Here is a 20,868-nt window from a genome sequence, read left to right on the forward strand (position 1 = left end):
GATTCTCGTGGGCGGCGAGACGGGTCTCGACGAGAGCATCGACTACCACATCGTCAACAGTCTCGGTTGGCGCGCGTTGCGGCCGTTGCAGGCGGCAGCGGTGCGACCGGTGCGCAGTGGTTCCGACTGCGTGCTGGTGGCCCCGACTGCGGGAGGTAAGACAGAGGCCGCGATCTTCCCGCTGCTCTCGGAGATGGTTGCGGGCGGATGGTCGGGGACCACGGTCCTTTACGTCACGCCGCTACGGGCGTTGCTCAACAACCTGTATCCACGAGTAGAGGCGTACGGCGCCTGGCTCGGGCGGACGGTGTCACTCTGGCATGGCGACGTCGGTGCATCGGAACGGCGGGGGATCCTGGCGTCCCGGCCCGATGTCCTGCTGACCACACCGGAGTCGCTCGAGGCGATGCTGGTCTCGCGTCGTGTTGACCACGCATCGTTCTTCTCGTCGCTGCGAGCGGTGGTGATAGACGAGCTGCACTCGTTTGCGGGCTCTGATCGTGGCTGGCACCTGCTGGCCGTGCTGGAGCGGCTCGAACGTCTCGCAGGTCGACCGATCCAGAGGGTCGGTCTCTCAGCGACGGTCGGGAATCCCGAGGCGGTGGGCCGATGGATGCAAGGTTCGACCGTTGCCCGGCGTCCGGTCGAGGTCGTCCGTGAAGAGGGGGAGGGCACGACTGTCGAGCCTGAGGTCAGCCTCGACTACGTCGGAAGCATGGAGAACGCCGCAACGGTGATCTCACGGCTCCATCGAGGTGAGAAGCGACTGGTGTTCCTGGAGTCGCGCCGCAGCGCTGAAGAGCTCGCATTCCTGCTGCGAGAGCGCGGGGTCACGACGTACGTCTCCCACTCCTCGCTCTCGGCAGATGAACGCCGTCGCAGCGAACAGGCGTTCGCCGAGGCCAACGACACGGTCATCGTGGCCACCTCGACGCTCGAGCTCGGGGTCGACATCGGCGACCTCGACAGGGTCATCCAGATCAATGCGCCACGGGCGGTGTCGTCTTTCCTGCAGCGGCTCGGTCGGACGGGCCGTCGCCCAGGGACTTCTCGAAACACGCTCTTCCTTGCGACTGACCTTGCCGGGTTGTTGTCGGCCTCTGCGCTGCTTCTGTTGTGGGAGCGAGGTTTCGTCGAGGACGTCGTTCCGCCCGTGCATCCGCGTCACCTGGCTGCTCAGCAGCTGCTGGCTTTGGCGCTGCAGGAGGGCTCTTACGGCGCCTCAACTTGGCGCTCCTGGTGGCGTGATCTCCCACTGATGGATGACGGTGCTGAGGTGTTGGAGTTCCTACTCGGTGAAGGATTCCTCATCGAGGATTCTGGGATGCTCTCCATCGGGCCGCGGGCGGAGGAGGAGTTCGGCCGGCGAAACTTCATGGACCTGCTCGCGTCCTTCACCGCCGACCTCGAGCTGCGGGTCGTAGAGGGAACAAAGGAGATCGGTTTCGTCTCTCCTCTGGCGCTCCCGAGGCCTTCCGACCGGAAGCAGAAGCCGCTCGTGCTGGCTGGTCGCGGTTGGTTTGTCCGCAGCATCGACTGGGACCGCTTCACCGTCTGGGTCGAAGAGGTCCCGACCAAGGGAGATGTGAGATGGCCCTCCGACCAGATCGTCGAGTCTTTCGAAATATGTCAGGCCAAGCGCCAAGTGATCCTTGGCGCCACGCCTTCGGTGACGTTGTCGAAGCGTGTGCCGGTCGTCCTCGAGCGACTGCGTGAGCAGCGTGCTGGGCAGGTCGACGCGACCTCGATGGTGCTTCAGCGTAGATCTGTAGGAGGGGATGTTCTGTGGACTTGGGCGGGGCTAAAGGCCAACGCCACCGTACTGGCCGGGCTCGAGGTTGATGCCTCCGGCGTCGAGAACGAGCGGATCATCTTGCCGGACGGTGCCCACTTCAAGCAGCTGTCTCAGGACGGCGCGCGAGCCATCCCCGAGGTTGATGAGGCAGCTCGCGGACTCAAGTTCTCGGCGGCTCTGCCGCCTGGTCTGGCTGCTAGAACGTTGGGGGAGAGGCTGGCGGATCCACCGGGCGCCAAGGCGGTGCTCCAGACCGCAATCGCGCAGGTTTCGAGCGGGGCGAACTGAGCGCTGCATGCGGCGGGACGCGGAGTTGGCAACGTGCGGCCCCTCTCAGTGCCCTTGCCATATTGCTTCCAGTTCACCGTCCTGGAGGAGACGACGCGATCGGCAGCAAGTGTTGTCTATCCAGCGCTCGCGAAGATCTCCGGGACGGCCTGGGCGATGCGCTTGCGCACCATGACTGTGAACTCTGGTGCCCCGTTCCACAATTGGTGCAGATGCAGGACCGCTTCGCGAAGCATGTCTTGTAGATTTGGATCGGTAGGATGAGTGTTCGCGGCGAGGCATGCTTTCTGGTACATCGCAATGTGACCATCCACTCGTGTGATCCAGGAAACACGACTCTGAACTAGGAACCTTCGTTGGAGTCCAACTATGTCGATCGTCTTCTGCGCGCGGGGTTCATGTGGACCGGCGACCGGCTTAACGAGCCCGTGGTCGTCGAAGTCAAGCAAATTCTCAACGTCGTCCTGGCACGGGTCCAGGAGCATCGGAAGTTCGGCTGATTCGCTACCTGGGTTCGTTGCGCGCTTGGACTCGTCGACGAGTGGGAAGAACGAGGCCTTTCCTGAGACCGAGGCAATACCTTCGTCGTCTTTGTGTCGCCGTGCCCGATTGCAGTCGATGCACGAGATCAGGAGGTTCGTCCATTCAGCGCCGAGCCAGTAGTAGCCAGGCTTGGTTAGCCTCTCGGAAGTGTCTCGATAGCCGCCTTTGGGTCGGTAGTGCTCGATGTCGCCAGAGTGTGTGTTCGCGAAGCGCGACTCGCAGTAGCAGCATCGCCCCTCGAAGAGGGCGACAAGGAGGTCGCGTACAGTGTCCAGCCGGTAGGCCTTCCAGTCATCGAAGGCCTTATCGTGATTCTTCTTGTCTGCGTAGAAGGCGATCGCCGCGGTCGTCTCCAGTCCGCCTGGTGAGTTCGCGCCGTCTAACTCCGCAGGGCACTCGCCTCGGTCCACGTATCGCAAATCAGGACCCTCCGTGCTGCCAGATCTGCTCAAGCATTTGCCGGGTTTCGGGCCGGAGTTCGATATCAAGAGCGACTGGTGTGTACTGCTCCTCGGCCAGTAGTCGGTCGATCGTCTCAAGCATGATCCGCTCTCGTCGGGTTGTTCCAAGCTGCTGGTGCTCGGCCAGATACTGCTGGAGCTCGGACAAGCGATGCTCCTCGCCCGCTGAACGACGATCTTGGGCAAGCAGTTCGTAGTAGTTGTCGAACTGAACCTCGATCTCTGGGTCGATCGTCTGCCGAAGACCGAATGTTTCGCTCGTGAGCATCTGATCGATGCTCATCCCTGCCATCGCGGGGACTTCGGAGTCCACCCGGATCTCGTCATGCTCGTAGCCGCGTAACACGCGGATCTCATCCGTCGAGAGGCCGCGTAAGCATAACGGGCTGTGCGTCGTTACCACGAACTGGGCACGTGGGAAGGTCTCGCGAATCGTCTGTACAACCTGCATCTGCCACCGAGGGTGCAGGTGCGCCTCGATCTCGTCGATCAGGACGATTCCCTCGGCATAGCGCGGGTGTCCCCAGTGTTGAATGAAGACCCGCATCATGTCGAGTCCAAGAGCTGTGACGGCCTGATAACCCGAGCTCAGTTGCGAGATTTCGAATCGGCGACGGCCGTCGACGATCACGATCTGGCCGCCCCTGTCGCGAGAAACGTATTGATTGTCCTCGAGTTGAAGCAGGTCGCGCAATGCGCTGCCGACGTTGTTGAACGTCTCATCGTCGAGTTCTGGCACCCAGTGGCTCGTATTCGCTAGGGCTACGAACGGGTCGAAGAGGTTCTCGATGTTCGCGGCCCACGGGCGGGGGTCACGTGATCTCGTCTGGCCGGGCAGTCTCGTCGCCCCATACCCGGCCACGGGCATAGTGAAGGATCCCTCGAATTCGAATCCGGAGTTGTCGAAACGCACCGTCGTGAACCTACGGTCCGCAAACTCGATCATAATCGAGCCGGACCTAGATCCCTGGCGAAGGAGGTCTTGGGGAGAAATTCCGAGGGCTTGAATACGCTCAGGCCCAGCCAGTGCAATTGCGATCGCTTGGAGTGTGGATGTCTTCCCTGTGCCGTTGTCGCCCAGAAGCGCCGTCCAGCGGCCCTCCCCAGGCTCAGCACCAATCTCGAAGGTAGCGGCGCGAATACGCTTGAAGTTCTCAATATGAACGCTGTTGAGAGCGACGGAGACTGGTCCGCGACGGACTTCCTCAACGCTACGACGGATTGCATCGCTAACCGATGCCTTCCGGGGGCGCGCGGGAATCGACGGCGGTCCCACGAGGTGAGAATCGTCGCTGTCGATGGGAAGTGCAGATCCAAGATGCGCGACCCCGGGAGGCCTTCTCTCTCCTCGACGCTCAAAGTTCTTTAGGTCTGCGGACGTGATCCGAGGGAGGTCCAAGACTAGGCCTGCCATGTCGATGCCTACGGCTTCGAGTACGTCTCTGAACTGGCGTCGCCGACCCATCACCCGCTGGTGAACGTACTGGCGGTAGGCCGCGGCGAACGGTCTGGATTCCGAATACGCATCTTCGAGACCCGCTGCGCACTCCAGATAATCACCTCGCTCATATGCACGCAAGATGACCTCAAAGGAGGAGATGGCTTGCTCGATCACCCGTTGCCGAGTGGTGACGAGGTCCTCGCGATTGAGACTGAAGACCTCGATGGTCCTCCGGCCGCGATCGCGTCTGGCGGCCACCTCCCCGGACGGCAAGTAGACCAATTCCTGCTCGGGATCGTCAGCACACGGATCCAGCAGTTGACGCTCCTCGCGGGACGAGTTCGATTCGCCGCGGCCGAGGTCTAGACGTTTTCCTTCAACAGGGAACTGCTGGCCTTGCGACTGCACACAATTGGTACACGCGGCGTACAGGTTGGACCAGCGATACGCGAGCCAGTAGTAGTGCCGACGGTGAACCTTGGCATCGTCGCCGAGCGAATCCTGCGGCGGTCGGAACCTATGGACGACGAAGTCGGGGCCGACAGCGGTCGAGCAAAATGCGCATAGGCCCTGAAAGAGGCGCTCAAGGCTGCGCCGCACGTCGGGTCGCTCCAGGAGACGATCGTCGAACTCGAAGCGACTTTGGCGCGCTGCGGTTGTTCGTGAGCGGAAGAATACCTCCGCCGCGGCCTGGGCATCCCGGAGACGTCCTGAGTCGGTCAGGCTCGGCGGGACGGGGACGTCGGCCCGGTTACGACGAAGCACGCTCGGAACGGTAGTCGCGGCGTACGGGGTGTGTCCTCGGTCTCGGAGAAAGTGCACCAACTTGGGTATCAACACAAGTGGTTGCTCAGGTCTACCCGCAGGTATCCGGGGTAGTCCGTTTGTAGTCTCCACGATCGTTGTTGTCATGGGACGACGTGAACGCGGAGCGCACGTCCGCAGCGTCGGCGTCGGCAACTTGCTTGGCATCGTCAACGCCCAACCGGCGGGCGAAGCGGCCGGAGCCAGGCACCGGAGTTGAATCCATGTCGCGATTTGATGTCACATCTCAGGTTTGCATCGCGCGTACACGTTCGGGCCAGGCTGGTAGGCGTGCGCGGTCGAGCTATGTTGCTGTCGTGGGCGACCACTATGTTCGTCGCGGCGGCGAGCGATGAGGAGCCGACGTCGGTGTGCAGTACAGCGGTGATGGGCGGCGCCCAGCTTCTTCGAGTTCGGCTTCGACGGAGCTAGGTGTGGGCGGGATGGCGCGAACGGGTCGACGACTTCGTTGACTCGGCTGGAGCCGAAGGTCGGTGCTTCAGGGTGTCGGGTCTGCCTGGGCAGGGCGTTACCGCCTCTATGCCGCGAGGTCTGGCGGGCTCTCGGACGCGTCTTCCTTCGCCTTCTTGGCCTTCTTCTTCTTTACCTTGCGCGCAGCTTTCGACATACGGCGGGCGAGCTCTTCGTCACGCTCGTCGGTGGCATGCTGATAGATCATCGCCGCTTGCGGAGTGCTGTGCCCGATCCGGCGCATGAGTTCGGCGAGGGTCGCGCCGTGTTGGGCGGCGAGGGTCGCACCGGTGTGGCGGAGGTCGTGGACGCGCAGTTTCGGGCACCCGACCTTCACGCGGGCCGGCCTGAAGTACGAGCGATGGAAGGTCGCGTGGAGCAGGTGGCCACCGATGCAGCCGTCGTAGCCGCAATCGCAAGAACCCGTCGCGGGTCGGGCGGCGGTGAAGATGAGGCCGTCGGGCCCGGGCTGGGCGTGGGCGGCGATGTGTTTGCGGAGCGGCTTCTTGAGGAAGTCGGGGATGCGTACGCTTCGCTTGCCTGCCTCCGACTTTGGGTCGTCCACGATGTCGTTGCCGTCAACCCTGCTGTACGCCCGCTCGACACGCAGGAGCGGAAGGTCGCTGCTGAGATCGATGTCGCGGCGGCGCAGTTCGACGAGCTCGCCGTACCGGAGCCCGGACCATGCTGCCAGGAAGACGAGGAGCTTGAGGCGGTCGGGCATCTCGAGAGCGAGCGCCTCGATCTCTTCGATGGTCGCGATCTGCATCTTCTTCGACTTGCACTTCGGGATGTCGTCAGGGTCGACCTGGCACGGGTTCGACACGACGGCCGGATACCGCCGGTCGCGGACGGCGGCGCCCATCGCTTGCTTGAGGATCCCGTAGGCGTCCCGGTTGCGCTTGTTGCGAGCAGGATGCTTCTTGAGGAGCTTCCCCCACCAGCGATCGACGTCCTCGACGGCGATCTTCGTGATCGGGGTTCGGCCGAAGGTCGGGAAGACCTCGTTCCCAAGGAGGCGGAGGTTCTCGACCAAGGTCCGAGCCTTCAGAGGTTTGGTGACGGCACGCGCCGCTTGCCACGCCCTGGCGTACTCCTCGAACGTGGGCACGGCGGCGTCAGGGGGGCCGTGGTCGCCACCGCTGACTTCATCGTCGTCGGCGTCACTCTCCGTACGGAAGCAGCGATATGGCACGCCGGCGAGCTGAGCGCGCTCAATGTCGTCCCGCAAGCTCTCCAGCTTCTTCAGTGCACGGCCAGGGACACCTGCCGGGTAGTCGGGAGTCCTTTCCAGCCGGGCGGGATGCTCGAAGGTCAGTTCGCCAGGATGGGCTACCCGGCACGTTGGGCAGCGATACCTGATCTGCCAGCGGCCGGTAGGGGAGCCGGGGTTGTCTGTCCGTCGAGGCATCCTGCGGATACTGCCGAAGCGTCGCTCAGGCATGCTGTTACTCCTCTCGGACAGGATGGCGCAACTAGATCACTGCCGTTGGCTAGAGTTAGGTGGGTGTGATGGGCAACCTCGCGGCCGCCGTTGGCGGTGCCCCGGCCAAAGGGCCACGAGGATGATCCCGCTGTTCGACGGTAGGACGTCTGCCACGAAATTGCCACGAAAGATGTCTGCCTGTGGCGGTTTCTGTCAGTCCCTGTCAAAACTCGCTCAACCATGTATGTGCAGGTCAGATGCCATTTGGTGAGGTCAGGACTGAAATCGGGCGAAGGAGATTCCCCCGTTTCAAATCCTGTCAGCCCGACCGAAGAGATCGACCTCTGACCTGGAGATACAGGTCAGGGGTCGATTCGCTTTTGGCTGTTGCGCCGATCTCGAGCGGGTCGAGATGCCCTTGTGCTGCCGTTGAGGGCGAATCCGGGATCAACGTCCACCGGACGGTCTTCCATCGCCGTATAGTCCTCAGCCATGGCCGTGGGCGACAGCGAGGTGCAGGAACGCGCCGCCATCGTAGAGTGGGCGTTTGCGGAGCGACTTGACGACGCCATCGATAGGGCAATGGTGAATGCGGATGTCAGCCTGAGCGTCGAACGTGCTGGAGTTGATGACCAGTGGCTGCGAGAAAGAATCAGGTCGGCTCGGACTGAGCTTGCCGATGCCACCCGACGGGATCTTGACCGGTACGTCGACCAATTCGTTGCCTACGTGGCTCGCTACGGCGAAGATCCCCAGGCTCGGTGGAACGACGATGAAAGGCGTTCCGCACAGCAGCAGCAAGACAGGCAACTCGTCGATCAGCGACTCAATCTCTGGGTTCAAAGGCTTGCTTCGGCGGTGGAAGAGGAGATCGCTGAGGGAATCGGAGATTGGATTCGAGACCGACCAGGGAGCCTCGAACTGATGTTGGGCTCCACGCCCCGCTGGGGCGTCCAAGCGAGGCCCGCGGGGATCGCCTACACGTCCGATGCCAGAAGGTTTCGAAACGTCTGTGCCGACAACCCGACAGGAGCGATTGGCCTGGCCGGCCCGCGAGGATGCGGCAAGTCGACGCTCCTTTCGCACGATCTGGGCGCGTTTGAGTCGGAGCCGCTCAATCCCGCTGCGCGCAAGGTGCGAGTGATGGTGTCAGCGCCGGTCAAGTACGAGTCACAGGACTTTCTGCTTCACCTTTTCGCCGAGATCTGTCGCAGCGTCGTGAAGCAAAGACACCCTGCCTATTGGGAGAGATTCCCGCTCCTACGTCGGCGATTCCCAACACAGACAGTGAAACGATCAGCCGCGACGGCAGTCGTGGCGTATCTCGCCGCAGTTCTGGTCAGCCAGAATCGCCTGGGTGGCTGGGCTGCGGCCTTTGGGGACGCCGCTGCCTACTTCAATGCGGTTTGGGCCTGGATGAAGCTCCCCTTCGGCGAGGGCACATTCCCGTACGCCGACCCGGATGCCCTGACAACCCTGCTCCTGCTGATTTCGGCGGGCGCGACATGCGTTGCAGTACGCAGAACCCTGGTATGGATGTTGGTGGTTCGCCGAGGCAGGGACCTCCCGCCCATTGTCAGATCGGCCAGGCGTCATCTCGAGACGATCAGGACCCTGCAGATCGCTGCCACGACCGGGGTCAACAGTGAGTTCGGCATTGGCGGTGTCAAACTCTCCGCGAACCGCTCTGTCGAGCGTTCTGTCCGTGCCTGGAGCTATCCCGAGCTGATCAGCGAGATGAAAGAGTTCTTGGGTCAGGTGACGGGCGAGGTCGTCGGCCGACGTGGCCGCAATTCGATCGCAGACTACGATCCGTTCGGTGTCGTCGTGGTGATCGACGAGCTCGACAAGATCGACTCCGTCGAGGACGTCCAGCGGTTCATCAACGAGATCAAGGGGATCTTTGATGCGCCGGGCACCCAGGTGCTCGTCTCCATCTCCGAAGACGCCCTGGCCGCGTTCGAAATGCGTGGCCTCCCCGTGCGCGACGCGTTCGACAGCGCATTCGCTCAGGTTGTACGGATCGGGTATCTGTCGATCGCTGACACGCGCCGAATTCTCGAGCGCTTGCATTCGCCTGCTCTGAGTCGCCCATTCGTATGGTTGGTCTACTGCCTCTCGGGGGGCTTGCCCCGTGACGTGATACGGGTCAGCGGTGAACTGCAAGGAATGGCGAGAACCCGTCCAGGCGAACGCCTCAGCTCGGTATGCCGGGAGCTGGTCGGCCAGGACATCCGACGCCGACTCCCTGCCTTCGAGCAGGCTTGTGGGGACTTGCTACGCGCGACCGAAGCCGGATCCGAGGCTCCGATCCTGGAGCTGGTGCGCGAGATCCGGCGCGTGGCCGCGACAAGCGACCCGCCGCAGTCGGCAAACCTGACCGCCGTTGTGCCACGGCTTCTCGCTGCAGTCGGAGTAGGAGACCTCGGCAAGCAGACCGGTTGCTATCTCTACTTCTGCGCAACGGTCCTGGACATCCTGGTCATCAACGAACTCGACGTAGCGGACGAGGAGCGATACATACAACTTCTGCCTGTGCTTGTCGAAGGCCGACAGGCGATGGCTGTGCACCCCGACTTGGCCGCCGAGCTGATCGACGAGTTCCGTGGCAAATGGGGTCTGCCGGTACTTGCTCGTCGGGCAGTATAGAAGGCGTCTTTCACGGCGCGTCGACGGGCGCCATCTCCCTGGTCGTCCGCCTGCACGAACGCCGGTTAAAGAGTTGGCGGGCGATCTTGTCGGGAAGTCCCGCAACGGTCTCTATCTATGCCTCTGCCCGTTCGGAGGCGCGGCATCGAAACGGTCATCGAGTGCCGGGGCGAGTTCTACTCGGAGCAGAAGTGCGCGAAGCTGGCGAACGACGTGTTCGCCGCGCTGAAAGTCAAGAAGCGGTGACGTACCGTCCGCTTTGCTTCCTGACGGTGCCGGGGACACCGTCGACTGACCGTTCGGTCTGGATCTAATCGTCGCCGTGATCGAGCTTGCTCTCCACGATGGGACGCGTCCGATTCCCTTCAGCATCACAGGAGCAACCATGGGTAAGACCGTGCGACGGCTTGTACCGATCGGCGCAGCGATCGCGGCCGCGAACGCCATCGTCCCGGCGGCGTTCGCGGACCAGGGCGGCGGGTCCGGGTGGGAGCAGACCTTCACGCCGCCGTTCCACCTCGCGGCGGGGGAGAGCTGCGTGTTCGAGCTGCAGGCAGACGTCCTGTACGACCACGAGATCACTCGGGTGGTCGAGACGTTTCCCGACGGCTCGCCGCGGGTGGTCGACACCCAGGGATCGCTCGGGTTCCGGTTCACCAATGTCGACAGCGGTGAGTCGATCCGCCGCGACACGTCCGGCACGCTCCGCGCGACGATCGGTGAGGACGGCGGCGTTCACTTCCGCTTCCACGGCAACGGGCTGGCGGTGATCCGGGTGCCCAACGCACTGACCCCGCCGGGCGTCTACGTCGTCTCCGGGGATGTCGACTACGTCCGGCATGCCGACGGGCAGCGAGAGTTCGCGGAGATCGACGGCACCGTCGAGAACGTGTGCCAGACTCTCGACTGATGATCCAGCTGCGGCTCAGTTCCGCCGTGCTCTCCCGGACACGCTTCGCGTTCTCGCCGTTGGCCGAGGCCGTGAAGAGCTTGTACGTGGTCCATTCCGGCGCGATCCATCCGCTGCATCGCGGCTGGTACGACCGGGTGCGTGCCGACCTGCGGCGGGCCGACAACGAGCTGCTCAGGGGGATCGTGCCGCCTGGCGGACACATCGCCGAGTTCCTCTTCGTCGGTGCCACCAGCACCGAGACCACGATCGAGGAGCAGCTCCAGCTGGTGGCCGGCTGGCCACACGAGCACCTTCTGCTGGAGCTGGAGCGGGCCTGGCGCGGGGTCGGTGTCACACCGGCCGTACGCCGCGCCCTCGAGGATCCCGACGCTCCTCAACGGGTTGCCGTGGAGCTCGAGCGCTATTGGCACCAGGTGCTCGAGCCCCACTGGCCCAGACTGCGCGGAGTCCTCGACGCCGACGTCGCCTATCGCCTGGACCGGCTGGCCCGCGGTGGCATCGCCTCCCTGCTCTCGGACCTGCACCCGTCCCTGCAGTTCACAGATCAGGCGATCCGCATCAACAGCGCCACCGACGGTGACATCGACGGCGGCGGCCTCACCTTGGTCCCGAGCGTCTTCGTCTGGCCGCGGATGTGGGTCGAGCTCGGGCTGCTCGGCGAGCCGAGCCTGACGTACGGCGCGCGCGGCATCGGCACCCTGTGGGCGGACGGGCCCGTGCCGGTGGACCGGGAGGACGCGCTGGGCGAGCTGCTCGGCCGGAGTCGGAGCGAGATCTTGATGAGCCTGCAGGTCCCACGCTCGACGACCGATCTGGCCCGGGAGATCGGACTCGCAGCCGCCACGGTGAGCTCACACCTGTCGGTGCTGCGGCGCACCGGACTGGTCACCTGCTGGCGGAGCGGACGGCGGGTGCTCTACCAGCGCACCGCGCTCGCATCCGCGATGGTCGCCGCCGGTCGGGCCGACGAGCGGGACGAGGCACACGGCTGAGCGCCGGCCCAGCCCTCAGATCTCAGACCACGCCGTGCTCGAAGGCGAAGGCCGCGGCGGCGGTGCGGGAGCGGACGTCGAGCTTGGTGAAGATGTTGGAGAGGTGGCGGGCGACGGTCTTCTCGCTGAGGACGAGGTCGGCGGCGATCTGGGCGTTGCTGCGGCCGGAGGCGACGAGGCGGAGGACCTCGGCCTCCCGGGCTGTGAGACCGGCGGGCAGGGAGGCGGGGGCGAGGAGAGCTTCGGCCTCGTCGGCGGCAGGGCGGGCGCCGACCTGCCGGAACGCCGTACGCGCCGCCTCGAGCTCGCGGCGGGACGACTCGGTGTCTCCGGCCTCTGCCAGTGCGCGCCCGGTCAGCAGCCGGGCGCGGCCTCGCTCATAGGTGGCGTCGGCCCGGGCCCACAGCTGCTGGGCCTTGCGCAGGTAGGGAAGGGCGCCGGCGGCGTCGCCCGCGGCCAGCTCGACCGCGCCGTGTGCGTGCGCTGCGGCCGCCTCCAGCCAGACGCAGCCGAAGCGTCCGGCCAGCCCGTCCAGCTCGGCCGCGGCGTCGCGGGCCCGGCCGAACTCACCGGCATCGATCAGCACGTCGACCGCCGCAGGCAGGAGGCGGCATCGCTGCACGTCACCGCCTGTCTCGGCGAGCAGCCGCTCGATCGCGGCCAGTGCCGCCGCGCCCTCGCCGCGCGCCGCCCAGAGCAGGGCGAGGCCGGGCTGCGGGTCGAAGCCGCTGTCGGCAGCGCGCTCGTAGGCGGCATCGGCCTCGGCGTACTCGCCGCGCAGCCGGAGCACCTCGCCGGCCTCGTACGCCGCCAACCCGGCCGCGTCCGCCGCGTTCACCTCCTGGTAGCGACGGGTGGCGTGCTCGAACTCCTCGAGGGCCTGCTGCCACTCGCCGTGCAGCCGCAGCAGCTGGCCGCGATGGACGGCGCACTGGCCGGTGAACGCGAGCAGCCCGGGCTGGGCGGCGCACCAGCGCTCGAGAGCGGCCGTCCACTCCGCGACCCGGCCGAAGTCGCTGATCTCCTGGCAGCCCTCGATCGCGGTGCAGTAGACGTGTCCCGCCACGACGGGGGAGGCCTCGCCCGCGATCACCCGGACCATCGCCTCATCGAGGCGGGCCAGGCCTTCCGCCACCCGCCCGGAGTAGATCGCCATCCTGCCCTGCGCGCACAGCCCCAGGGCGGTGAGGTCGGGTTCGGCATGGCGTCGGCCGCGTTCGGCCACCTGGTCGGCGTAGCGTCCGGCCGTGGCGTAGTCACCGGCGTCCAGCGCGCGGAACAACCGCAGGAAGTCGACCCACCCGACCGCGGCACCGGCAGCGTCCTCGCCGGCCTCGGTGACCAGGCCCTCCGCTCGCGAGGTCCAGCCACGAGCGAGGGCGCCCTCGCCGTGGACGTAGGAGGTCATCGTGATCCGGAACGCACAACGGACCGAGCGACCGAGGTCGGCGGCCTCCTGACTCTTCCGGAAGGCACGCTGCAGAGCGGCGATGGTCTCGTCGTGGTGCCCGGTCAGCTCCGCGGCGACGGCGAAGTCCTCGAGCTCCTCGGCCGAGAGCAGGTCCGGGTCGGAGACCGACCAGGCTGCGTACGCCGCGGCCCAGTCGCCGCGGTCGTAGTCGACGCGGGCGCTCTCCAGCTGGACGTCGGCCACGGCAGGCACCTCCACTGGAGAGCGTACTCGGATCAGGCGCCGACGGAGACCCGTGCCGACTGCCGCATCCGCGACGTGATCCGGTCGGCGACCAGCGCCGCGTCACGGCCGGCGCCTGTCAGGAGCATCGAGCTGAAGGCGTACTGGAAGCTGAGGCCGCAGAAGAACAGCCCGTCGGCCTCGGGCACCACGCCACGCATCTCCCGCGGCCAGCCGTCCTCGTCCAGCACCGGCAGGTGGATCCAGTCGAAGGCCTGCCGGAAACCGGTGGCCCACACGACGTTGGCGACCTCGCGCGGGGTGCCGTCGACCACGGGCAGCCCGTCGCGGACCTCCTCGACCCTGGAGGTGACCCGCTCGACGCCGCGGTCGGCCAGGTCGGAGCGCTTCACGCGCAGCATCGGCCCGCCGTGGCGGCGGACCTCGGGCATCTCCTTGCGCCCCATCGGGGTACGCCGCGTGATGACGTGGCGCCACATGAACAGCAGCACCGGGAAGAGCACGTGCATCACCGGCGAGTCCAGGCGCGGCGGGATCTGGCCGCAGTCGCGGCCGGCCAGGATCGTCGGCCGAGACTCGGCGACCTCGAAGGCGATGTCGCAGCCGGAGTGGCTGGCACCGACGACGAGAACCGGGCCTTCGCGCAGCTGCCCGGGGCGGCGGTACTCGCTGGAGTGGAGCTGCAGGATCGACGCGTCGAGCTGCGCCGAGATGGCGGGAACGTTGGGCGTACGCCCGAAGGTGCCGGTCGCCACCACAACGTTGTCGCAGGTCCAGGTGCCCCGGTCCGTCGTCACCCGGAACCCGTCGCCGTCCGCCTCCAGCCCGGTGACTCGGGTCTCGAGTCGCACGGGCAGCTCGAAGGTGCGGGCGTACGTCTCGAGGTAGTCGCCGACGTCGTCCTTTCCGGGGAAGGACCATCTCTTCGCCGGGAACGCCAGCCCCGGGAGGCCGTCGTACTTGGCCGGTGAGTAGAGCCGGAGCGTGTCCCACTGGCGTCGCCAGTTGTCGCCGATCCGCGCGTTGGCGTCGAGGATGACGAACGGGCGGCCGCGTCGTCGCAGGTGGTAGCCGGTCGCCAGGCCGGCCTGACCGGCGCCGATGATGATCGTCTCGATGTGTGTGGTGTCCATGCTCGTGACGCTAGGTCCGCGCCACACCGCTCCGCGTCGGTCGTCCGGCGCATTCGGGTTGCACATGGCGATGGGTCGAATTACCCATCGCCATGCCGGCCGATCGGGGTCGATACTCGACTCATGACGAAGCAGCCCCCGGAGGACTTCAGCAAGCTCCCGCCCTCGGTGCCACTGGAGGACACCCTCGCCTACCAGCTCGAGACGGAGATCCCGCGCGGCCCCGAGGGAGGCGGCGACGCGATCGACGGCGGGGACGGTGACTGAACGGACGCGCTCACTAGGGTGAGCCGCGTGGACGAGGCCGAGAAGTCATTGAAGGATCGCCTCCGCGAGGCGATGATCGCGTGCCGGCAGAGCGTTTTCCCGGCGTACGCGAGTCCGGCCGAGGTGTTCGACGGGCTGGCTGAGGCGTGCCGGGAACTCGGGATCGAGGAGTGGGACGTCTACGCCGAGAGGGGACCGGTGGCACGCCTGGAGGCGGAGGTCTCCGAGCTGCTCGGCAAGCCGGCTGCGTACTTCCCCTCGGGGGTGATGGCGCAGCAGGTGGCGCTGCGGATCCACGCCGACAACGCCAGCAACCGGCGGGTCGTGATGCCCGACCTGTCCCATCTGCTCGTCCACGAGGACGACGGTCCGAGGATCCTTCAGGACCTGCAGATCGAACACCTCACCACGGGTCGCGAGACGCCCACGAGGGCACACCTCGACGCGATCCCGGGACCGCTCGCGGCGTGCCTGGTCGAGCTGCCCCTGCGCGATGCCGGCTGCGTCCTGCCGACCTTCGACGAGCTCGCCGAGCTGGCGCAGGGGTGCCGTGAACGTGGGATCGCGTTCCACGTCGACGGTGCCCGGATCTGGGAGTCGCAGGAGTGGTTCGGAAAGCCCCTGGCCGAGATCGCCGGCCTCGCCGACACCGTCTACACCAGCTTCTACAAGGGCCTCGGTGGCCTCGCCGGAGCGGCGCTGCTGGGCGATGAAGACTTCGTCGCCCAGGCTCGGCTGTGGCGCCATCGGATGGGCGGCACCCTCTACCGCTCCACCGCCGAGGCGGTCGCCGCCCTGGTCGGCCTGCGGGACCGGCTCCCGCACATCGGCGAGTGCGTGACGTGGGCGAGGACCCTGGCCGCCGCACTTCCTGCGGAGATCACCGTCCAGCCGGTGGTGCCGCACACCAACACCTTCCTCCTGTACGCAGCGGGCGACCCCGACAACATCAACATCCGTCTCCTCGCCGCCCTGGAGGAGCACTCGCTCGGGTTCAGCAGACCCTGGACGGCGAGCGAGGAGCCGGGCCGCGTGGTGACCGAGGTGACGGTCGGCCAGGGCGCGCTCGAGCTGGATCCCGAGACTGTCGCGGGGCATCTCGCTGCGCTGGTCGTCTGAGCGTACGGCCGGAGCTCCCCCGGAAGGGGTGATGACGGCGGCCTGAGCGAGCGGCGAGATTCGGAGAATGTGGGAACTCGCCGGGCAGCTGCTGCCGGAGATGGTCGGGCTGATGGTCACGCCCGCCGCGATCGTGGCCTGTCTGCTCCTCCTCGGGTCCTCTCGCCCGTTCCGCAACGTCGCCATGCTGGCGGCACCGTTCCTGGTGATCTACGGGGCGATCTCGGTCGCCGCGCTCGCGGTGGGGCAGACCGTCGACCTCGGCGGCGACGACCCGTCGATGAGGCGGGGATGGCTGAGCCTCGTGGTCGGCCTCGTCTTTCTGGCCGTGGGCTTGTGGTCGTGGCTGCGGCCGCCGCGTCCTCGGGGCGCGCACTCTTCCACGGCACGCGCCACGCCCGACGCCGATGCGGAACCCGGCTGGGTCTCGCGGCTGCGCGACCCGTCGCTGCGTCTGGTCCTCGGCGCCGGGGTCGTCCTGGCGGTCGTGAACCCGAACGTGGCCATCCTGGCCTCGGGACTGGGCATCGTGGTCACCTCCGATGCAACCCTCGGGGTGCAGGCCGGCGGTGTCGTGCTGTTGCTGGCGGCGAGCCTGGTCGACTTCGTCGTTCCCACGCTCGTGTTCGTCCTGGCCGGTGAGCCCGGCCGCCGATGGCTACGGTCGGCGACCCGATGGCTCCTCGGCCACAACCGCGCCATCGGAGTCGGGGTGCTTCTCGTCTTCGGGCTGCTGTTCGTCGGCCGCGGCCTCGCACAGATCGCCGGCTGACAGCCGTCTCCGGCGATCGGCGGGGCGTCGCCCTCCTGCGGACCGGGGACGGAGCAAACCACCCCCAAGGCGATCGGTTCGGTGATATTTTCGAGCGGCCAGCGAAGTCCTACTGAAGGGCAGTCTGATGTCGGTTCAGTTCGAAGTGCGCATCGATGGAATGACCTGCAACCGCTGTGTCGAGAGCGTGACGAACGCTCTCGGAAACCTGGACGGCGTCCACGGCGTCGAGGTCGATCTGAACCCGGGAGCAATCTCGAACGCCCGCGTCACCGCCGACGAACCGGTCGAGCCCAGGGTCCTCAGATCAACGCTCGCCAAGGCCGGCTTCTCGATCGCCCGCGAAACCTGACCGGGAGCGGAGTCGTCCGTGCTCGGCTCCCGTCGGCACTTTCCGGCCCTCACCGCCGAACCTGATCTCGTCTACCTCGACGCCGCCTCCGGCACTCCCTGTCCCGAACCGGTCATCGCACAGCTCACCGCCGAGCTGCGCGGACCCGCCGGCAACCCCGGCCGGGGCGGACACCCGTGGGCGCGCGACGCCCTGCGCCGCTTCGAGGAGGCCCGGGCCGCCGTCGCCGCGTTCCTCGGCGCAACCTTCCCCGACGAAATCGCCTTCACCCGCGGCGCGACCGGCGCGATGGCGTTCCTGACCGACCGATGGGGAGCCGCCACCCTCGCGGACGGCGGTGACATCCTCTACTGCCCCGGCGACCACCTCTCGACGGTGCGACCCTGGCTCAGGCTCGCGGAACGGATGCGCCCCCAAGGCGTCCGGGCGGTGGCGTACCGCCGCGATCGCCTGGGACGCATCGACCTCGACGACTTCGCCCGAGCCGCGAGCGACCGGACCAAGATCGTCGTCGCCACCGACGTCCACAACCTCCACGGCACCCGGACCGACCTCGAGGCGCTCCCGATCCCACCGTCCGCGACGCTCTGCCTGGACTGCTCCCAGAGCGCCGGACGGATGCCCCTGCGCCTGGCCGAGTCCCGCGCCGAGGTCGCCGTCGTATCGGGCCACAAGATGTTCGGCCCTCCCGGCACCGGCACGGTCTACGTTCGCCGCGGTCAGCACCACCGGATCGTCGTCGACCGGGCGGCCGGGCGGAGCGGGCCCGCTCGGCACGTCTCGCCGCTCACCGACGCCGCCGAGGAAGGCAGCCTCGACGGCGCCGGCGCGGCGGCGCTGGCGAGCGCCACCACGTTCATCGACGGCATCGGCCTCGACGCCGTCGGAGGCCACCTCGCCGGTCTCGCCGCGCGGTTCACGGACGGCGCCGCCCGGATCGGAGGCGTCAGCCTGCTCGGACCTCCGGTCGATGCGCACCGCCCGCACAGCGGCATCGTCGCGTTCGCCCTCGACGGTCAGGCCGGCGCCGACATCGCCTTCGCGCTCGAACGCCGCGGGATCTACGTACGCGCGGGCGACCACTGTCTCGACGGCCCGCGGGACGACGCCGTCCGGGCGAGCTTCCACCTCTACAACGACGAGAACGACGTCGACCGACTCCTGCAGGGCCTCGCGGCCGCTGCCGAAAGGACCTGACACGTGCAGAGCGAAGGCATCCGATACGACCGCGCCACCGCCGCCCGCATCCTGGCCGAGGTCGCCGGTGCCGACTTCCTGACTGGGCCCGCGCCGGCGACCCCGGCGGTCTCGGTGGAGTACCGCGTCGAGGAGCTCCGCCCCGAACCCGGGGGAGTGCTCACCACAGGACAGCGGCGCTACCTGGAGTCGTTCATGCGCCCGTGCCGGCCCGACGAGGTCGTCACCGCGACCCACCGCATCACCTGGCGCGACTCCCGCGGGATCGCCAACAGCGGCCACATCGGCCCGGGACCTCTGGGACCGCTCCTGCCGATCGCGACCCGGGAGGCGGTGATCGCCGTGGGTGACGCGATCGCCTCGACCGACGCCGTCACCGCGCGCTCGGACGCCCTCGGCGACGACGAGCTCGACGTCCTCGCCGACACCACGACGGACCAGGAACCCGGCGAGATCTTCCGCGTCGGCGCCGAGGCGGCGGGCCGCGCCCTCGTCCAGCACGGCATGCTCGCCGGCCAGGTCGACATCGACGACCCCGTCGAGTTCGCCGAGGAGATGCACTCCTCGGGCCTGTACGGCACGGTGGCCTCGACCTGGTTCTGGGAGCTGCAGGCCTCCACCTACCGCCGCGGCATGATCCCGGCGCGGCTGGAGCGCTCCGGCGGCCGCCTTCGCTACACCCCGGACACCGTCGCCCTGCTCGCCGAGATGAAGCGCCGCACGATCGCCGACGCGCACGAGGTGATGGACCGGGCCCGCGAGGAGGGCCTGGGGCTGCGTGCCGCGATTCAGCGCTACCACATCGAGCTCGACCAGATCTCGCGCCAGTACGCCCTGCTGCCGGTCGAGGAACGCCCGGTCTGCCTCGGGCAGCGAGCCCATCAGGTCGGTGGGACGCGCGTCCAGCCGCTCGCCGCGGTCGCCGAGGCGCTGACCGGCGCCTTCCGATCCGCGATCGGATCGGTACGCATCGCCGAGGCTCCCGCGGGCGCCGACGGGGATGCCCGGTTCGCCGCAGGGGAGCATGAGTTCGGGGTCCCGGACATGACCTGCCGGCACTGCCGGGTGACGATCACCGCGGTCTTCGACGCCCAGGCGGCCGAGCTGATCGAGGTGGACCTGCACGGCAAGCGGGTGCGCGCCAGGTTCACCGACGCCGACCAGCGCGACCGGGTCTTCGCCGACCTGCGCGACTGCGGCTACACGGTGGCCGACGGGTGAGTGCTCGCTACCCGCTCCCGGCCGCGCGGCATCCGATCGCGGCCCGGTTCCTCACCGACAGCGCCGCCGTGGACGAGGCGATCGAACGGTTCGGCTCCCCGCTGCATGTCGTCTTCCCTCAGGTGATGGCTGAGAACGCGGCGGCGCTGACGGACGTCCTGCGGCGCCACGCGGTCCCGCACGAGATCTTCTACGCCCACAAGGTGAACGCCTCGACCGCGTTGGTCGCCGAGGCGGCCGTGGCCGGCCTCGGGGTCGACGTGGCCTCCTCGGCGGAGCTCGACCGAGCCCTGGCGGCGGGGTTCGCGCTGCACCGGATCGAGGCCACCGGACCGAAGTCGCCGGCGTTCGTCGAGCGGATCGCTTCGCTCGGCGTCACCGCGAACGCCGATGACCTCTGGGAGCTCGACCGGCTCGCCGCCACGGCGCCTTCGGGCCGCCCCTCGGGCAGCAACCTCCCGGTCCTGCTGCGGCTCTCCGGCTTCGCCTCGCCGATGGTGCCGCAGTCTCGGTTCGGCATCGACCTCGCCGACGCCGACGTCGCCCTCGAGACCGTACGCCGCGCGCCCGGGCTCGAGCTGCGCGGTGTGGCGTTCCACCTCGACAACGCCGACCCGGCCGCCCGGGTGGACGCGCTGACCGAGTCGATGGCCGTCGTGGCCGCTGCGTACCGCAAGGGCCTGAGGCCGTCGGTGGTCGACATCGGCGGCGGGCTCCGCCAGCGGTTCGTCGAGGATCCGGAGCCCTTCCAGCGATACGCGCACGCGCTTGCCGCGGGGCCGGGGGAGCTGGTGTGGCCGGGTCATGACGTGGTGGCGCCGGCCGCGCACAAGTACGGCAACCACCGCCCTGCCACCGAGGTGCTGGAGAGGTTCCTGACCGCCGAGATCGAACGGCGACCCGTCGCCGAGGTGCTGCGCGAGTGCATGCTCACCCTGTGGATCGAGCCGGGCAAGGCCCTGGTCGACCACGCCGGGATCACCCTGGCCTCGGTGCTCTACCGCAAACGCGCGGCGGGGCGGGACCTGGTCGTGCTCGACCTGTCCCGTAACCAGGTCACCCCGGCCGACCAGGAGGTCCTGGTCGACCCGGTCCTGGTCGACGGGCGTGGCGATCCGCCGGAGGAGGGAGTGTTCCTGGCCGGACGGCTCTGTCTGGAGTCGGACCTGATCAGCCGGCGAAAGGTGTTCCTCGACTCCGAGCCGGACAGCGGCGACGTACTCGCATTCGTGAACACCGCCGCCTATCAGATGGACCTGTCGGCGTCCTTCGCCGCCGGGCATCCGCCGCCGCGCAAGGTCGCGGCGGTGCTGGACGGGGACCGGTTCACCTTCACCGCGGAGACGCCCGACGACCACCACGGGAGCTGA

Annotated in this window: 17 protein-coding genes; 12 read left to right on the forward strand and 5 right to left on the reverse strand. The window is 67.4% G+C overall.

What is annotated here, in order from left to right:
• Positions 1 to 7: 7 nt before the first annotated feature.
• Positions 8 to 2,083 carry a DEAD/DEAH box helicase gene (locus tag ACFVDI_RS05790; RefSeq protein WP_378901529.1) on the forward strand — a complete coding sequence of 692 codons (2,076 nt, stop codon included), beginning with the start codon at positions 8 to 10 and terminating at the stop codon, positions 2,081 to 2,083.
• Positions 2,084 to 2,199: 116 nt separating this feature from the next.
• On the opposite strand, the gene ACFVDI_RS05795 is transcribed toward ACFVDI_RS05790, so the two are convergent.
• The 3 genes from ACFVDI_RS05795 to ACFVDI_RS05805 all read right to left on the reverse strand — a co-directional run bounded on the left by ACFVDI_RS05795 (position 2,200) and on the right by ACFVDI_RS05805 (position 7,247).
• Positions 2,200 to 3,045 (reverse strand): hypothetical protein, encoded by an 846-nt coding sequence (locus tag ACFVDI_RS05795; RefSeq protein ID WP_378901532.1) that lies wholly within the window; start codon positions 3,043 to 3,045, stop codon positions 2,200 to 2,202.
• A 1-nt stretch (position 3,046) separates the two neighbouring features.
• The gene (locus ACFVDI_RS05800) at positions 3,047 to 5,293 is read right to left on the reverse strand and encodes an AAA family ATPase (RefSeq protein ID WP_378901535.1); all 2,247 of its coding nucleotides are present in this window, start codon (positions 5,291 to 5,293) and stop codon (positions 3,047 to 3,049) included.
• Positions 5,294 to 5,870: 577 nt separating this feature from the next.
• Positions 5,871 to 7,247 (reverse strand): tyrosine-type recombinase/integrase, encoded by a 1,377-nt coding sequence (locus ACFVDI_RS05805; protein WP_378901538.1) that lies wholly within the window; start codon positions 7,245 to 7,247, stop codon positions 5,871 to 5,873.
• 474 nt (positions 7,248 to 7,721) lie between these two features.
• Here ACFVDI_RS05805 and ACFVDI_RS05810 point away from each other — a divergent pair, with 474 nt between their 5' ends.
• From ACFVDI_RS05810 to ACFVDI_RS05825, 4 genes are all read left to right on the forward strand, one after another.
• Positions 7,722 to 9,878 carry a hypothetical protein gene (locus ACFVDI_RS05810; protein ID WP_378901541.1) on the forward strand — a complete coding sequence of 719 codons (2,157 nt, stop codon included), beginning with the start codon at positions 7,722 to 7,724 and terminating at the stop codon, positions 9,876 to 9,878.
• 117 nt (positions 9,879 to 9,995) lie between these two features.
• On the forward strand, positions 9,996 to 10,124 hold the full coding sequence (locus ACFVDI_RS05815) for a hypothetical protein (RefSeq protein ID WP_378901544.1): 129 nt from the start codon (positions 9,996 to 9,998) through the stop codon (positions 10,122 to 10,124).
• Positions 10,125 to 10,263: 139 nt separating this feature from the next.
• Positions 10,264 to 10,788 carry a hypothetical protein gene (locus ACFVDI_RS05820; RefSeq protein ID WP_378901547.1) on the forward strand — a complete coding sequence of 175 codons (525 nt, stop codon included), beginning with the start codon at positions 10,264 to 10,266 and terminating at the stop codon, positions 10,786 to 10,788.
• On the forward strand, positions 10,788 to 11,783 hold the full coding sequence (locus ACFVDI_RS05825; RefSeq protein ID WP_378901550.1) for a DUF5937 family protein: 996 nt from the start codon (positions 10,788 to 10,790) through the stop codon (positions 11,781 to 11,783). Before ACFVDI_RS05820 ends, ACFVDI_RS05825 begins: the two co-directional genes overlap by 1 nt.
• 22 nt (positions 11,784 to 11,805) lie before the next feature.
• On the opposite strand, the gene ACFVDI_RS05830 is transcribed toward ACFVDI_RS05825, so the two are convergent.
• Together ACFVDI_RS05830 and ACFVDI_RS05835 are read right to left on the reverse strand one after the other, a co-directional pair.
• Positions 11,806 to 13,437, reverse strand: coding sequence for a LuxR C-terminal-related transcriptional regulator (locus tag ACFVDI_RS05830; protein WP_378901553.1), 1,632 nt, complete (start codon positions 13,435 to 13,437; stop codon positions 11,806 to 11,808).
• Positions 13,438 to 13,469: 32 nt separating this feature from the next.
• Complete coding sequence (locus tag ACFVDI_RS05835; RefSeq protein WP_378901556.1) at positions 13,470 to 14,570, reverse strand: flavin-containing monooxygenase; 1,101 nt, start codon at positions 14,568 to 14,570, stop codon at positions 13,470 to 13,472.
• 123 nt (positions 14,571 to 14,693) lie between these two features.
• Between ACFVDI_RS05835 and ACFVDI_RS05840 the strand changes: the two genes are divergently transcribed.
• The 7 genes from ACFVDI_RS05840 (at position 14,694) to ACFVDI_RS05870 (ending at position 20,868) form a co-directional block, all read left to right on the forward strand.
• Positions 14,694 to 14,837 carry a hypothetical protein gene (locus ACFVDI_RS05840; protein ID WP_378901559.1) on the forward strand — a complete coding sequence of 48 codons (144 nt, stop codon included), beginning with the start codon at positions 14,694 to 14,696 and terminating at the stop codon, positions 14,835 to 14,837.
• A 27-nt stretch (positions 14,838 to 14,864) separates the two neighbouring features.
• Positions 14,865 to 15,956 (forward strand): threonine aldolase family protein, encoded by a 1,092-nt coding sequence (locus ACFVDI_RS05845; protein WP_378901562.1) that lies wholly within the window; start codon positions 14,865 to 14,867, stop codon positions 15,954 to 15,956.
• Between the two features lie 67 nt (positions 15,957 to 16,023).
• Positions 16,024 to 16,728 (forward strand): GAP family protein, encoded by a 705-nt coding sequence (locus ACFVDI_RS05850; RefSeq protein WP_378901565.1) that lies wholly within the window; start codon positions 16,024 to 16,026, stop codon positions 16,726 to 16,728.
• 127 nt (positions 16,729 to 16,855) lie between these two features.
• A complete protein-coding gene (locus tag ACFVDI_RS05855) occupies positions 16,856 to 17,080 on the forward strand; it encodes a heavy-metal-associated domain-containing protein (RefSeq protein ID WP_378901568.1) in 225 nt (74 codons plus the stop codon).
• An 18-nt stretch (positions 17,081 to 17,098) separates the two neighbouring features.
• The gene (locus ACFVDI_RS05860) at positions 17,099 to 18,277 is read left to right on the forward strand and encodes an aminotransferase class V-fold PLP-dependent enzyme (RefSeq protein WP_378901571.1); all 1,179 of its coding nucleotides are present in this window, start codon (positions 17,099 to 17,101) and stop codon (positions 18,275 to 18,277) included.
• Between the two features lie 3 nt (positions 18,278 to 18,280).
• On the forward strand, positions 18,281 to 19,498 hold the full coding sequence (locus tag ACFVDI_RS05865; protein WP_378901574.1) for a copper chaperone: 1,218 nt from the start codon (positions 18,281 to 18,283) through the stop codon (positions 19,496 to 19,498).
• Positions 19,495 to 20,868 carry an alanine racemase gene (locus tag ACFVDI_RS05870; RefSeq protein WP_378901577.1) on the forward strand — a complete coding sequence of 458 codons (1,374 nt, stop codon included), beginning with the start codon at positions 19,495 to 19,497 and terminating at the stop codon, positions 20,866 to 20,868. The genes ACFVDI_RS05865 and ACFVDI_RS05870 overlap by 4 nt, the downstream gene beginning before the upstream one ends.

The organism is Nocardioides sp. NPDC057767, from assembly GCF_042798275.1.
GTDB lineage: Bacteria > Actinomycetota > Actinomycetes > Propionibacteriales > Nocardioidaceae > Nocardioides.

Coding starts and splice junctions, on each gene's coding strand:
- ACFVDI_RS05820 (WP_378901547.1), top strand. CDS start 10,264: ATGGGTAAGACCGTGCGACGGCTTGTACCGATCGGCGCAGCGATCGCG.
- ACFVDI_RS05815 (WP_378901544.1), top strand. CDS start 9,996: ATGCCTCTGCCCGTTCGGAGGCGCGGCATCGAAACGGTCATCGAGTGC.
- ACFVDI_RS05825 (WP_378901550.1), top strand. CDS start 10,788: ATGATCCAGCTGCGGCTCAGTTCCGCCGTGCTCTCCCGGACACGCTTC.
- ACFVDI_RS05810 (WP_378901541.1), top strand. CDS start 7,722: ATGGCCGTGGGCGACAGCGAGGTGCAGGAACGCGCCGCCATCGTAGAG.
- ACFVDI_RS05835 (WP_378901556.1), bottom strand. CDS start 14,570: ATGGACACCACACACATCGAGACGATCATCATCGGCGCCGGTCAGGCC.
- ACFVDI_RS05840 (WP_378901559.1), top strand. CDS start 14,694: ATGACGAAGCAGCCCCCGGAGGACTTCAGCAAGCTCCCGCCCTCGGTG.
- ACFVDI_RS05855 (WP_378901568.1), top strand. CDS start 16,856: ATGTCGGTTCAGTTCGAAGTGCGCATCGATGGAATGACCTGCAACCGC.
- ACFVDI_RS05850 (WP_378901565.1), top strand. CDS start 16,024: ATGTGGGAACTCGCCGGGCAGCTGCTGCCGGAGATGGTCGGGCTGATG.
- ACFVDI_RS05805 (WP_378901538.1), bottom strand. CDS start 7,247: ATGCCTGAGCGACGCTTCGGCAGTATCCGCAGGATGCCTCGACGGACA.